This window comes from Sorangium sp. So ce381 (genome assembly GCF_051473845.1).
In the GTDB taxonomy this organism is placed as follows: Bacteria; Myxococcota_A; Polyangia; order Polyangiales; family Polyangiaceae; genus Sorangium; species Sorangium atrum.
In genome coordinates this window covers 1,471,029-1,483,434 of the sequence record NZ_CP150336.1, presented here as the reverse complement: position 1 = coordinate 1,483,434, position 12,406 = coordinate 1,471,029, and the positions used below count along the sequence as shown (strand labels likewise).

The window sequence follows — 12,406 nt, the reverse complement described above, 5'->3', positions numbered from 1 at the left end:
GCGCCTGCGACAGCCGTGTCGCGCTGCGGCCGCGAGCGCGGCCTGTTGCTCGGCACAGCAGCCGTTCCTCGTCGGCCGATCGGCCTGTCGGCGGTGGGCGTAATTAGCAAACCTTATGCCGCTTGTGTTGACTTCGGCCATGGCGCGAGGTGCGAACGTCGCGATGCACCTCATCACGAGGCGCCCGCGCACGCCTCGTCCAGCAAAGCGAGCACGGCGGAAGGCGCGCTCGGCAGCGCGCGCTCCAGGTCGATGCGAGCGAAGTCGGCGGCGCGGCAGCGATCGAAGAAGCGCCCCACCACGGCCGGCGAGAGCGCCGCGAGCGAGCTCGCGACGGCGACGCCGGCCCGCTCGGCGAGGAGCGCGTTGAGCGTCTGCTCGTTGTGGCGGTCGTCGTAGAGCGCGAGCACGGGCTTGCCGGCGAGCACGCACTCGGCGAGGACGTTGCTGCCGGCGGTGGTCACGACCGCCGACGCGCCCTCGAGGTGAGCGAGGAACGCGCCCGGATCGAAGGGGCGCGCCTCGACGCCGGGCACGTCGAGGCCCGGGTCGCCGAACGCGACCACGCGCCGGCCGTCGCGCGCGACGAGCTCGAGCACGCGGCGCGCGTCGCACTCGCTGAAGTAGCAGACGACGGCCCCGGGCTCGCCGGCGCGCGCGGGGGCGAGCCGGCGCTCGGGCCGCGCGACGAGGGTGCCCGGCGTCTCCGGCTCGATCGGCAGGAAGTGGACGGCGACCGCGCGGCGCGCCCGGCTGGAGGCCCAGGTCGTGCGCCGGCACGCGAGCACCCGCCGCCACGGCAGCCCCTCGGGCAGGCGGCAGCGCGAGAAGACGAGATCGTGGCCGAGCGCGACGGCGGGGATCCCGAGCGCGCGCGCGGCGAGCAGCGACGGGACGTCGCCGTCGCTCACGATGGCGTCGGGCCGGAAGCCCGCCTGCTCGACGATCTCCTTCGCCAGGCGGCGCGGGAGCTCGATCACGCCCGCGAGCCCGCGGTGGATCGGCCGCACGAGGCGGTGCTCCGGGAGCGCGCCGAGCAGATCCGCCGCCTGGCCGCCGCCGTAGATCCGGAGCTCGTCGCCGCGCTCGCGGAGGGCCCCCAGGATCGGGAGCGCGCGGCTCGCGTGCCCGCGCCCGCGCCCGTGGACGTAGTAGCCGATCTTGGCCACGGGCCGTCAGCGCGCCGGCGCGCCGCAGCCGCGCGCGCGAGAGAACGCAGGTCCCAGGATCGCGTGCGGGTCCGTTGCCGCCCGCGCGGGGGCCGCGCCGGCGAGCACGCCATTGCGGACAGCGAGGATCACGAGCGCACGTCTCTGCTTCATCCCATTTCCCCTCGGATCGCCGCCGAGATCGCCGCGAGCGCGGGGGCCTCGGAGCGAGCTCGGAGCGCGTCTACAACGGACGCCCCGCCGGCGGAACCCCGGAGGCGCGCTCGTCGCGCCGCGCCCGGACGGCGCTCGCGTGGTGCGTACGACGTGGGCAACGCGTACGACCTGTGCGATGCGTGCGATGCGCGCCGCACGTACGTTGCGTGCGACACGTGCATTGCGTCATTTCTCACTCCTCCAGACAGGCGACGCGCGCTTTGACTCCGCGCCAGCGCAGGGCTCCAATGGCCTGCGATACGGCCTGCGCCGCACCATGACCGCCTCGAGCAGCTTCCATTCGACGGGATCCCAGGGACCTCGAGGCGCCAGCTCGGCGGACGAGCGCCGCGCGATGGCGCGGGGCCTCCCCACGGCGCTCGTGACCTGGCCCACGTTCGCGGCGCTCGACGTGTTCGTGGTGCTCGCGGTGTTTCCGAGCGCCTCGGTCACCCGGCTGCTGCTCTACCGGCTGCTCGGCGAGGTCATCCTGCTCTGGCTGTACCTCCTCGCCCGGCGCGAGCAGACCTCGGCAGAGCTCCTCGACGCGGCGCACGTCTTCGCGGTCTGGAGCACGGGGGGGCTCATCTCCGTGATGGCGCTGGAGTTCGGGGATCTGACCTGGAACTACATGCACGGGCTCTCGATCGTGATGCTCGTCGACGCGACGATCCTGCCCACGCACTTCTCGCGATCGCTCCGGATGACGATCCCGGTGGCGCTCAGCTTCCCCATCATCATGGGCGCGGGGGCGTCCCTCGACCCGGCGCTCGCGGCGCAGTGGACGTCGCCGCGGTCGCTCGTGATCTTCGCCTGCAACTACATCTTCGTGCTCGCCACAGCGATCCTGGTGTCGGCGGCGAGCCACGGCCTCTGGTCGGCGCGCCAGCAGGTCTACGAGGCCCGCAAGCTCGGCCGCTACCGGCTCGTGGCGCCGGTCGGTCGGGGCGGGCAGAACGAGGTGTGGCTCGCCTGGGACGAGTCGCTCCGCCGCGACGTGGCGCTGAAGCTGCTCCGCAGCGAGAGCAAGTCCGAGGGCGACGTGCGCTGCTTCGAGCGCGAGGCGCGCGCGACGAGCCGGCTCACGTCGCCGCACACGATCCGGATCTTCGATTTCGGCGCGAGCAGCGACGGCATCTTCTACATCGCGATGGAGCACCTGGCCGGCGCCGACCTGGCCACCCTGGTGCGCGATCACGGCCCGATGCCGCCCTCCCGGGTCGTCCACTTCGCGCGGCAGGCCTGCCTCTCGCTCGCGGAGGCGCACGACGCGGGCGTCATCCACCGCGACATCAAGCCCCACAACCTCTACATCACGCGCGTGGGCGACGATCAGGACGTGCTCAAGGTGCTCGACTTCGGGATCGCGAAGCAGGTGAGCCTGGAGGGAGACGCGAGCATGACGGACGTCGGCGTCATCAAAGGAACGCCGACGTACATGTCCCCGGAGATGATCTCGGCCGGCGCCGTGGACGCCCGGAGCGACATCTACTCGCTCGGGGTCACGCTCTATTACCTGCTGACGGGCGTGGCCCCCTTCGACGGCCGGAGCTTCGGCAAGCTCGTCTACTCGCACCTGACGATGCCGCCGATCCCGCCGTCGCTGCGCGCGCCCTGGCCGCTGTCGTCGGAGCTGGAAGAGGTGGTGATGCGGTGCCTCGCCAAGCGGCCAGGCGACCGTTACCAGAGCGCGCGCGAGCTTCTCGCGGCGCTCGACGCATGCGAGCCGACGCCGGCGTGGACGCCGGACGACGCAAGGAGCTTCTGGACGGCGCGCGCCGCGATGCCGCGCGCCGAGCCGCCGCCCCCGGATCCCGGCCCCACCGTGCGCCTGCGGCCAGAAAAGGCCGTGCCCGTGGCCTGAGGCGGGGCCGGGACGAGGCGAGCGGCGAGCGGCGCGCAGGGCCTGCGCGGGCCCTTCAGGCCTGGCTCACCCCGAGCTGCGCGCCGTCGGGGAACCGCCGCGAGGGGGGCGGCGCCCATCGCACGGACGCAGGGGGTTGCGCGTCCGCCTGGAGCGCGGGGCGCTTGTCGATCACGGGCACGCGCAGCGGCGCAGGCGCGAGCGCCGGCGAGCGCCGCTCGCTCCGCGCCATGACGAGCGTGTCGTGGAGCGCGCGAGCGCTCTCGTCCCACCCCTTGCACCCGGAGAGCGCCGAGATCCGCTCGGGATCGTAGGGCGCGTGCGCCGCGCGCTCCATGGCGCCGGCCAGGGCGGGGAGATCGCCGGGCGAGACGAGCTCGCCGAGCTCGGGGCGGCTGATCACGTCGGGGATGCCCCCGACCCGCGTCGCGACCACCCGGCGGCCCGACGCGAGCGACTCGATCACGACGTTGGGCGTGCCCTCGTGATGGCTCGGCAGGACCAGCGCATCGCAAGCGGCGACCCAGCGCGCCACCTCGTCGTGCGGCAGGCGACCGGTCATCAGGACGCGCCCGCCGAGCCGCTCCGCCGCCGACCTGCAGGCCTGCTCGTCCGCGCCGCTCCCGACCAGCGCGAGGTCGATGTCGGGGTGAGCGGCGGCGATGCGCTCGAACGCGGCGATCGCGTCGAGCGCGCCCTTGTCCCGGAGCAGGTGGCCGACGTAGAGCAGCAGCCGGCGCTCCGCGGGGCGGCCCAGGGCGGCGCGGGCCTCGCGCCGGTCGCGGGGGTGGAACATGCCGCGATCGACGCCGTTCATGACGACATCGATGCGGTCGCGCGGGACGCCGAGCGCGTGGACCCCCTCGGCCAGCTGCTTGCTCACGGCGACGACGCGGGCCGCGCGCTGGAGACCCCACTCGAGCGAGGGCCTGACCGCCGGTTGCCGCGAGAGCACGTCGACGTCCGAGCCGTGCACCTTGACGACCGCCGGGACGCCGAGCAGCTCCGCGAGGCACACCGCGGCGAACCCGTCCGGATAGGCGAACGAGCCGACGATGACGTCCGGCGCCGGACGGTGGCGCGCCAGCTCGAAGAGCATGGACGCCGCATAGAGCGGGCCATTGAGATAGGGCGCCACCTTGGGCACATAGAGGAACCGCGGGTGGCGCACCGGCAATCCCTCGATCACGTCCTCGCGAGGCGCGTCGCTCGACATGGACCACCGAGAGAACCTGGAAGCCCACGGAAACCAGGGGATCGTCGCAAAGACGTCGATGTCGCAATACCTCGAAAGCGCGGCGAACTGCCGCCGGTTGAACGGCGCCTGTACCGGGTTTGTCGCGTTCGGGAAGATCTTGGTGATAAGCAGGACGCGCATACCTCTGCTCCTTCGGACTGGCCCGCTCGGCTCGACGAAAATCCTCCGATCAGGGGAGCATCTCGCCGCGCGGTCGAGCGGTGTCGAGCAGAGAACATGCCACTGCGAGAAAGCTGGAAACGGGGCAAGGGGTGGGAGTAGCGCGCCCATACGAGCGATGAGCGAACAGCCATGCTGCCCCAGCGAGGCAAATTGCCACGCGCCGTGGGTGACCTCGGCAGAAAAGGTGGGCAAACAGCGCGCAGCGCCGCCGAGCGCGACATTTGCAACGAGAACGGTATTTACAAAGAGAGCTTCGCGACGAACGCGTCGCCCTGGCCTGCGCTCGAGAGCACTCCTTGACCGAAGTTGATGGCGCCGTAGAAACGGCCGGCGATCAGCACGCTCGCGCCTGAGCCTGCCGCCACGTCGAGGCCGACCTGCGTCTGGACGTCGCCGAACAGCTTGCTGAACACGTGACCGCCGGAGGCGCCGAGCTTGACCAGATAGACATCGGTCTTTCCTCGGCTCGTCAGCGGCCCTCCGCCGAAGTCCGCCGAGCCGAACAGCGGCCCCGCGAGCAGGAGATTGCCGGCGGAGTCCACCGCGACGCTCGCGCGCGCCCCGGTCTCGAAATCGGTGAGCAGCTGGTCCTCGGCGTCGCCGAAGCGCCGGCTCATGAGGTGCGCTCCGGCGCCGGAGAACCTGGCGACGAACAGATCCCGCCCGCCGGCGCTCACCAGCGGATCGCCGCCGAGGTCGAGGGTCGACGCGAACGTGCCCGTGAGCGCCACGTCGCCGGTCGCCTGGTGGACCGCGACGTCGTGCGCCTCGTCGGCCTCGGCGCCGCCGAACCGGGCGCTCCAGACGTGGTCGCCGGAAGGACGGAGCTTGGCGAGGAAGATGTCGGAGAGGCCGGCGCTCTCGAGCGGCGCGCCGCCGAGATCGATGGATCCCTCGAAATAACCCGCGACGAGCAGGTTGCCGTCGGCGTCGGCCGCGATCCCATAGGCGTAGTCGTCGCCTTCGCCGCCGGCGCGCACGGCGAGGAGCGTCCGGCCGTCCTCCGAGGCGAGGCGCAGCACGAAGGCGTCGCGCTTGCCCGCGCTCGTGAGCTCGCCGGCGCCGAAGTCGACGGTGCCGTTGTAGCCGCCCGCCACGAGGACGTTGCCCGCCGCGTCGACGGCGATGCGGTCGCAGCGATCCGCGCCGGATCCGCCGAAGATCTTGCTCCAGATGTGCTCGCCGTCGCCGCCCAGCTTGACGACGAACACGTCGTCGCTCCCGTGCGACGCGAGCTCCCCGCCGCCGAGATCGACGCGGCCGAAGGCGCGGCCCGCCACGAGGACGCTGCCCGCCGCGTCGACAGCGAGCGCCATCGCGAACTGGTTGCCCTCGCCCGGGAACACCTTGCTCCAGAGGTGCGTGCCGAACCTGTCGAACTTCGCCACGAAGGCGTCCGTGCCGATGGCGGTGAGCGGGCCGCCGCCGAAATCGACGGTCCCCTCCAGCTGGCCGGCCACGATCACGTTGCCGTCCGCGTCGAACGCGACGGATCGGGCGTACTGGCCGCTCGCGTCGCCGAAGCCGCGGCTCCACACGTCCTCGCAGGCGGGCGTCGCGCCGTCGCAGTCCTCGTCGTCGGGCGTGTCGCACGCGTCGAACGCGGGCACGACCTCCCCCATGCACGGGCCCCACGACGTGCCCTCGGCGTTGCAGACGCGCGTGCCGGCCGCGCAGCGCCCGACGCCGCTCGTCCCCTCCGGGCCCGTGTAACACGCCTCCTGCGCGCTCGGCGTGCACACGCAGCCGGGACAGCCGCAGTCGAGGCCGCTGCACGAGGCCGGCGTGAGCTCCGCGATCCAGGCGGCGACACACGCGATCTCCTCGGACGAGTACGGGGCCCCGCCGAGCGGCATGCGCGCGCCGCACGAGGGCGCGTCGGTGAGCCGCACGTAGAGCGCGCTCTCCTCCGGCCGGTCCGGGTCGGCGAGCACGCCGGCGCAGCTCGTGGCCTGGCGGCCGGCGACGCGATCGCCGACGCCGAGCGTGACGAGGTCGAGGCCAGCCGCGGGCTCGCCCGGTCCGTGGCAGTTCGCGCCGCCGCACCGCTCGGCGAACACCGCGGGCACGTCGGCGCACGCGGGCTGCGGGCCGCCGTCCCGCCGGCCGAACCGCTCCTGGTCGTCGATCGTCCCCGGACACCCTGCGAGCAGCGACAAGGCCGGCGCGACGAGCGCCGCCGCCGTCACCGCCGCCGTGAAGCGCCCGCCGCGACGGGCAGACACGGCGCGCGCCGAGCGCACCTCACTCCCCATAATAAGCCACCCCCAGGTGAACGCTGAAGAGCTGATCGAGCGCCCCGCCCGCGATGTACGTGTCCTCTGGCTCGGAGTCGAAGTCGTAGAAGAACCGCGCGTACGACGCGCCGGCGCGCGCCTCGATCCCCGGCGCGAGGGGGGCGGCGACCGCGATCCGGAAATCGACGCCTCCGGCGCTCGGGGCGCGAAAATGAGACGCGAGGGCCCCCATCGAGAGGGGCGCCTGAACCCCTCCCCCGGCCTCCAGCGCGACCGGGCCGACTGGCAATCGCCCGTCCACGCCGACGCGCAAGGCGAGGTACGACACCGACGCGGCGTCGCGCGACGCGTCGCCCGTCGACTCGATATCGAAGTCGGTCCAGCGGAGTCCGCCGCCCGCGAACAGGACCGGCCCGTCCCGCCCGGCGAGGCGGTAACGGCCCCGGAGGCCGGCGTGGAGCCGGCTCCACGAGGTCGACACGCTCGCTCCCCCGGCGCCCTCCGAGTCGAGGCCGAGCGCGCGAGCGTACGAGAGCTCGACACCGAGGTCGCGGAGCACCGGGACGGCGCTTCGCGCGAACGGGTACAGCTCGCCCCGGAGGGACGGCATGGGCACGCCCAGCACCTCGTAGGTGCGGAGGTTGTCGGAGAGCAGATCGCTATAGGACAGCGTACGACCCGCTATCTCGAGATCGACACCCGCGCTGAAGAGCGCGGTCCCCGCGGCGGGCGGCCGGGCGCCCTCATCGCGCTGAGGGCGATCGGCGCTGGACGCCGCGCCGGGATCGGCGAGCGCGGAGCCTGGCGCCGAAAGCGCCAGGAGCGCCGACAGCGTCGAGAGCGCCGCGCCGAGCAGCGCGGCCGCAGAAGAGCGGCGCGCGCGGCGCCGCGACCCCCGAGGAGAGACAGGACAGGCGAGCGTTCGCCTTTGCATTGGGCGCGAGCATAGTCGCTCCGCACACCGCAGGTCGAGCCGCCTTCGAAGGCCGGAGTCCGCGGCAACGCCGTAAGACACGCGCGCACGGGATGATCACATCGGCCCCGTGCTCCCACTTGATTCGGCCGCTCCGAGCGCGGCTCCTATCCGGGAGCGGCGGTTTGCCATACGCTGCCTCGAGGATGGCGAGTTGGCGCGCCGCGCACACGGCCGCGCCGCGCACGCTGCACGGAGGGGCGCGCACCGTCCCGTGCTCCCGCTCGCGCTCGTCGAAGAGGCACCATGGCTGAACCAAGAGCTCTCCGCTGGCCCATCGGCCTGCTCCTCCTCGCCTCCTGCACAGGGCAGTTCGGCGATCTCCCCGCGAACGACGAGGGCGGCGAGGCGACGGCCCCGCTCTGCGCCTCGATCGAGCCAGGCGAGTCGCCGCTGCGCCGCATGACACGGGTGGAGTACGACAATACGATACTTGATCTCCTCGGCGACGACAGCCGCCCTGCGAGGGCCTTCGTGCCCGAGGAGGAGTCGCTCGGCTTCAACAACCAGGCGGCGGCGCTCGTGGTGAGCCCGCTGCTCGCGGAGCAGTACATGACAGCCGCCGAGGGCATCGCGGCGCGCGCGGCGGGCAAGCTGCTCGGCGAGGCGCCCGCGTGCCGCGAGGCCGCGTCGGGCGCCGCGTGCCGCGGCGAGATCGCGGCGCTCATCGCGTCGCTCGGCAAGCGGGCGTTCCGCCGGCCCCTCGCCGAGGACGAGATCGCCGAGCTCGCGGCGCTCTTCGACCGCGGGCTCGGCCTCGGGGACACGCCCGACGACGCGTCGACCGGCCTCTCGCTCGTCGTCCAGGCGATGCTCCAGTCGCCGCACTTCCTCTACCGCGTCGAGCTCGGCATGCCGGATCCGGTGGAGAGCGACGTCGTGCCGCTGACCTCGTACGAGATCGCCTCGCGGCTCTCGTACCTGCTCTGGGGCACGATGCCCGACGACGCGCTCTTCGCGGCCGCCGAGAAGGGGACGCTCGGCACCGCCGCGGAGATCGAGGCGCAGGCGCGGCGCATGCTGGACGATCCGCGGGCGCGCGAGGCCGTGAAGAACTTCCACCGCCAGTGGCTCGGGCTCTCGAAGATCGACGAGATCGCCGCGGGCGGGAGGGACCCGGAGCTCTACCCCGAGTACCGGGACGAGCTCCTGCCGCTGTTCCAGGCCGAGACCGAGGCGTTCCTGGATCACGCGATCTTCGAGGAGGACGCGAGCGTGAGCACGCTGTTCACGGCGTCCTATTCGATGATGAACCGGGAGCTCGCCGAGCTCTACGGCATCAAGGGAGGCCCGAAGGGCGAGGCGTTCGAGCGGGTGGAGCTCGATCCGTCGCAGCGGGCCGGCTTCCTGACGCACGCCGGGCTGCTCTCGCTCTACGCGAAGCCGAACCGGTCCTCGCCGGTCCACCGCGGCCGGTTCGTGCGCCAGAGCCTGCTCTGCCAGATCCCGCCGCCGCCGCCGGACGTGGTCCCGGAGCCGCCGATGGTCGACCGGACGAAGACGACGCGCGAGCAGTTCTCGCAGCACGTGTCCGACCCTGGCTGCAGGAGCTGCCACACGCTGCTCGACCCGATCGGGTTCGGCTTCGAGCACTACGACGCGCTCGGCCGCTGGCGGGACGCCGAGAACGGCATCCCTGTCGACGCCAGCGGCGAGCTCACGCAGACCGACACCGACGGGCCGTTCGACGGCGCGGTCGAGCTCGCGCACCGGCTCGCGGAGAGCGAGCAGGTGCGCGCGTGCGTCGTGAAGCAGTGGTTCCGCTTCGGCTACGGCCGCGCCGAGCAGCGCGAGGACGCGTGCAGCCTCTCGCAGGCGACGGAGGCGTTCGAGGCGTCCCGTTACAACATCAGGGCGCTTCTCGTGGCGCTCACCCAGACCGACGCGTTCCGCTACCGGCGCGAGATCGATGTGGGAGGCGACGTGGGAGACGACGCAAGGGGCGCCTCGGAGAGCGCCCCGGAAGGAGAGCCGTGATGAAGCCGTTCCGACTCAGCCGCCGCGCCGTGCTCAGGGGCCTCGGCGGCGCGGCGCTCACGCTGCCGTTCCTCGAGGCGATGGGCTGCTCGAAGCGGCTCGCGCCGGCGTCGGAGCAGACGGGGCGGGCCGCGTTCGGGGTCGAGTTCCCGAAGCGGTTCATCGTGCTCTACACGCCGAACGGCACCGTCCCGCCGGACTTCTGGCCGTCGTCCTCGACGTTCCAGAACGGCGAGGAGCTGTCGCCCATCCTCGCGCCGCTCAAGGATCACAACAGGGATCTGCTGGTGCTCGGCAACGTGAGCGCGCTGTCGGCGCTGACGGGGCCGGGCGACGCGCACCAGAAGGGCACGGGGCAGTGCCTGACGGCGCGCGCGATGCAGGAGGGCGACTTCCCCGGCGACGCGGGGCTGTCGTGCGGCTGGGCCGACGGCATCTCGGTCGACCAGGAGATCGCGAACCACATCGGCACGAAGACCAAGTTCCTCTCGCTCGAGCTCGGCGTGCTCGTCTACGGGGCGACCGTGGGCGCGCGCCTCGCGTACCGCGGGCCGGCGCAGCCGCTGCCGCCGGAGAACAGCCCGTACGCCGCGTTCGACAGGCTCTTCTCCGACCTGTCGGTCGCGCCCGCGGACGCGATGCGGAAGACCGAGCAGCGCAGGGCGGTGCTCGGCAAGGTGGCCTCGGACTACGACCGGCTGCGCAAGCGGCTGGGCGCCGCGGATCGGCTGAAGCTCGACGGGCACCTCGCGTCGGTGGAGGACATCGCGTCGCGCCTCGATCGCGGCTCGGCGCCGGCCTCCCCGGCGTGCGCCGCGCCGACGCTGACGCCGGATCTCGACGTCGACAAGGTCGCCAGCATGCCGGAGCTCTGCCGGCTCCAGCTGGATCTCATCGCGATGGCCCTCGCCTGCGATCTGACGCGGGTCGCGAGCCTGCACTTCACGAACTCCGCGACGACCAAGGTGCTGAGCTTCCTCGGGCCGGACATCACCGAGGGCCACCACCCGATGGCGCACAACGGCTACGCCGATCAGGTGAACCGCGGGCGGCTCACCAGGATCAGCCGCTTCTACGCCGAGCAGCTCGCGTACCTGATCGCCAAGCTGAAGAGCATGCCGGAGGGCGACGGCACGGTCTTCGACAACACGGTGATCTTCTGGACCAACGAGCACGCGGACGGCAATCACCTGCGCAAGAACATCCCTTATGTCGTCGCCGGGAGCGCGGGAGGCCAGTTCAAGACGGGTCGATACGTCGTCCAGCAGAAGGAGGTCGCGCACAACGACCTGCTCCTGTCGCTGCTCAATGTGATGGGCGTCGAGGCCGACACGTTCGGCGACCCGGACTACTGCACAGGACCGCTGGTAGGATTGATCTGACGGCGGCCTGCGGGCCGCGCTCGCCAGAGCGAGGTGCAGGTTCGTTTGCGATCGCCGCCGTCAACCAGGGCGGCGCGCTCAAAACCGGCCACCGAATCCGGTCGGGCGGCCCTCGCTGAGGGCTCCCTGGCCCGCACCCACCTGCGCGGGATCGGGATCGTGCGCGAGGAGGAGGCCGGCCGACAGGACCGCCGCGACGACCGCCCCAGCGCCTGCGATCCATACCCACGGGGGCGTCCCGCCGTGCTTCTCGGCCGGCACCAGACCGACGCTGACGCTGCTCAGCGCCTCGTCCTGAATCAGGATCCGGGCTTGGTAGGGCACCTTCCCCGGCGCCGTCACCCTCACCACGTGGCGGCCGCTCGGCACGATGCCCTCCCACTGCCCTTCGCCCAGGAACTCCCCGTCGAGCGCAAGGCGATCGCCCGGAGAGGCAAGGATGGAGAGCCTGCCGCCGTTCATCGGCCGCGCCAGCCGGACGTCGAGCGCCAGCTGGGCGCCAGGGGCCACGCTCTCCACGCGGAGATGCTCCTTGAACCCCGGCTTGAAGACACGGATTCGTCTCGTGCCGGCGTCGACGATCACCTTGCCCGGGAGCGGCGTCTTCCCGATCGGCTGGCCGTCGATCGTCACCTCAGCGTCCCGCTCGCTCACGGCGATGTCCAGGTGACCGACGAGGGCGCGAGCGTTCCGCTCGACCTCGGCGATCGTCGCCCAGTCCTCCGGGAGCAGGACGCCGCGGTCCTCCTGCTTCAACCGCTCCACCAGCGCAAGGAGCTGGCTGTACCGGTGCATCTTCGACGTGCAGGCGATCATGTTCCAGAGGAGGCGCGCGTCCTTCGAGCTCTCGTACGCGCTCTGGAACTCGAGGAAGGCGTCGGCGAAGTCGCCGTTGCGAAAGAGCGCCTTGCCGGACTCGTAATCGGCCCTTGCCTCACCGCTCAGCCGCTCGGCGACGGGGGCAGCAGGGGCCTCGCTCGGCGCGGGGGCGGTCGGCGCGGGAGCGGTCGGCGCGGGGGCGGTCGGCGCGGGGGCGGTCGGCGCGGGGGCAGTCGGCGCAGGAGCCTCCGCCGGCGCGGGCTGGGGTGGCTGCGCGGCCGCGCCGCCGGCCGTGGTCAACACCACGATGGCGACCGCTGGCGCGAGCCCCATCGCCGGGCGGCGCAAACGCACCGGCGCCTCGCCTGCA

Annotated in this window: 9 protein-coding genes; 3 read left to right on the top strand and 6 right to left on the bottom strand. The window is 72.6% G+C overall.

Features of this window, described 5'->3' with window-relative positions:
• Positions 1–173: 173 nt before the first annotated feature.
• Together WMF29_RS05470 and WMF29_RS05465 are read right to left on the bottom strand one after the other, a co-directional pair.
• Positions 174–1,169 carry a glycosyltransferase family protein gene (locus tag WMF29_RS05470; protein ID WP_437327818.1) on the bottom strand — a complete coding sequence of 332 codons (996 nt, stop codon included), beginning with the start codon at positions 1,167–1,169 and terminating at the stop codon, positions 174–176.
• 6 nt (positions 1,170–1,175) lie between these two features.
• Positions 1,176–1,322, bottom strand: coding sequence for a hypothetical protein (locus WMF29_RS05465; protein WP_437327817.1), 147 nt, complete (start codon positions 1,320–1,322; stop codon positions 1,176–1,178).
• 397 nt (positions 1,323–1,719) lie between these two features.
• Here WMF29_RS05465 and WMF29_RS05460 point away from each other — a divergent pair, with 397 nt between their 5' ends.
• Positions 1,720–3,228 carry a serine/threonine-protein kinase gene (locus WMF29_RS05460; protein WP_437327816.1) on the top strand — a complete coding sequence of 503 codons (1,509 nt, stop codon included), beginning with the start codon at positions 1,720–1,722 and terminating at the stop codon, positions 3,226–3,228.
• Between the two features lie 55 nt (positions 3,229–3,283).
• Here WMF29_RS05460 and WMF29_RS05455 read toward each other — a convergent pair whose 3' ends face one another.
• The 3 genes from WMF29_RS05455 to WMF29_RS05445 all read right to left on the bottom strand — a co-directional run bounded on the left by WMF29_RS05455 (position 3,284) and on the right by WMF29_RS05445 (position 7,819).
• The gene (locus WMF29_RS05455; RefSeq protein ID WP_437327815.1) at positions 3,284–4,606 is read right to left on the bottom strand and encodes a glycosyltransferase family 4 protein; all 1,323 of its coding nucleotides are present in this window, start codon (positions 4,604–4,606) and stop codon (positions 3,284–3,286) included.
• 281 nt (positions 4,607–4,887) lie between these two features.
• A complete protein-coding gene (locus tag WMF29_RS05450) occupies positions 4,888–6,873 on the bottom strand; it encodes a nucleotide-binding protein (RefSeq protein WP_437327814.1) in 1,986 nt (661 codons plus the stop codon).
• Between the two features lie 19 nt (positions 6,874–6,892).
• The gene (locus WMF29_RS05445; RefSeq protein WP_437327813.1) at positions 6,893–7,819 is read right to left on the bottom strand and encodes a hypothetical protein; all 927 of its coding nucleotides are present in this window, start codon (positions 7,817–7,819) and stop codon (positions 6,893–6,895) included.
• Between the two features lie 285 nt (positions 7,820–8,104).
• Between WMF29_RS05445 and WMF29_RS05440 the strand changes: the two genes are divergently transcribed.
• Both WMF29_RS05440 and WMF29_RS05435 read left to right on the top strand, forming a co-directional pair.
• Complete coding sequence (locus tag WMF29_RS05440; RefSeq protein WP_437327812.1) at positions 8,105–9,835, top strand: DUF1592 domain-containing protein; 1,731 nt, start codon at positions 8,105–8,107, stop codon at positions 9,833–9,835.
• A complete protein-coding gene (locus WMF29_RS05435) occupies positions 9,835–11,217 on the top strand; it encodes a DUF1552 domain-containing protein (protein WP_437327811.1) in 1,383 nt (460 codons plus the stop codon). The genes WMF29_RS05440 and WMF29_RS05435 overlap by 1 nt, the downstream gene beginning before the upstream one ends.
• Positions 11,218–11,295: 78 nt before the next feature.
• On the opposite strand, the gene WMF29_RS05430 is transcribed toward WMF29_RS05435, so the two are convergent.
• On the bottom strand, positions 11,296–12,390 hold the full coding sequence (locus tag WMF29_RS05430; protein ID WP_437327810.1) for a PEGA domain-containing protein: 1,095 nt from the start codon (positions 12,388–12,390) through the stop codon (positions 11,296–11,298).
• Between the last annotated feature and the right edge of the window lie 16 nt (positions 12,391–12,406).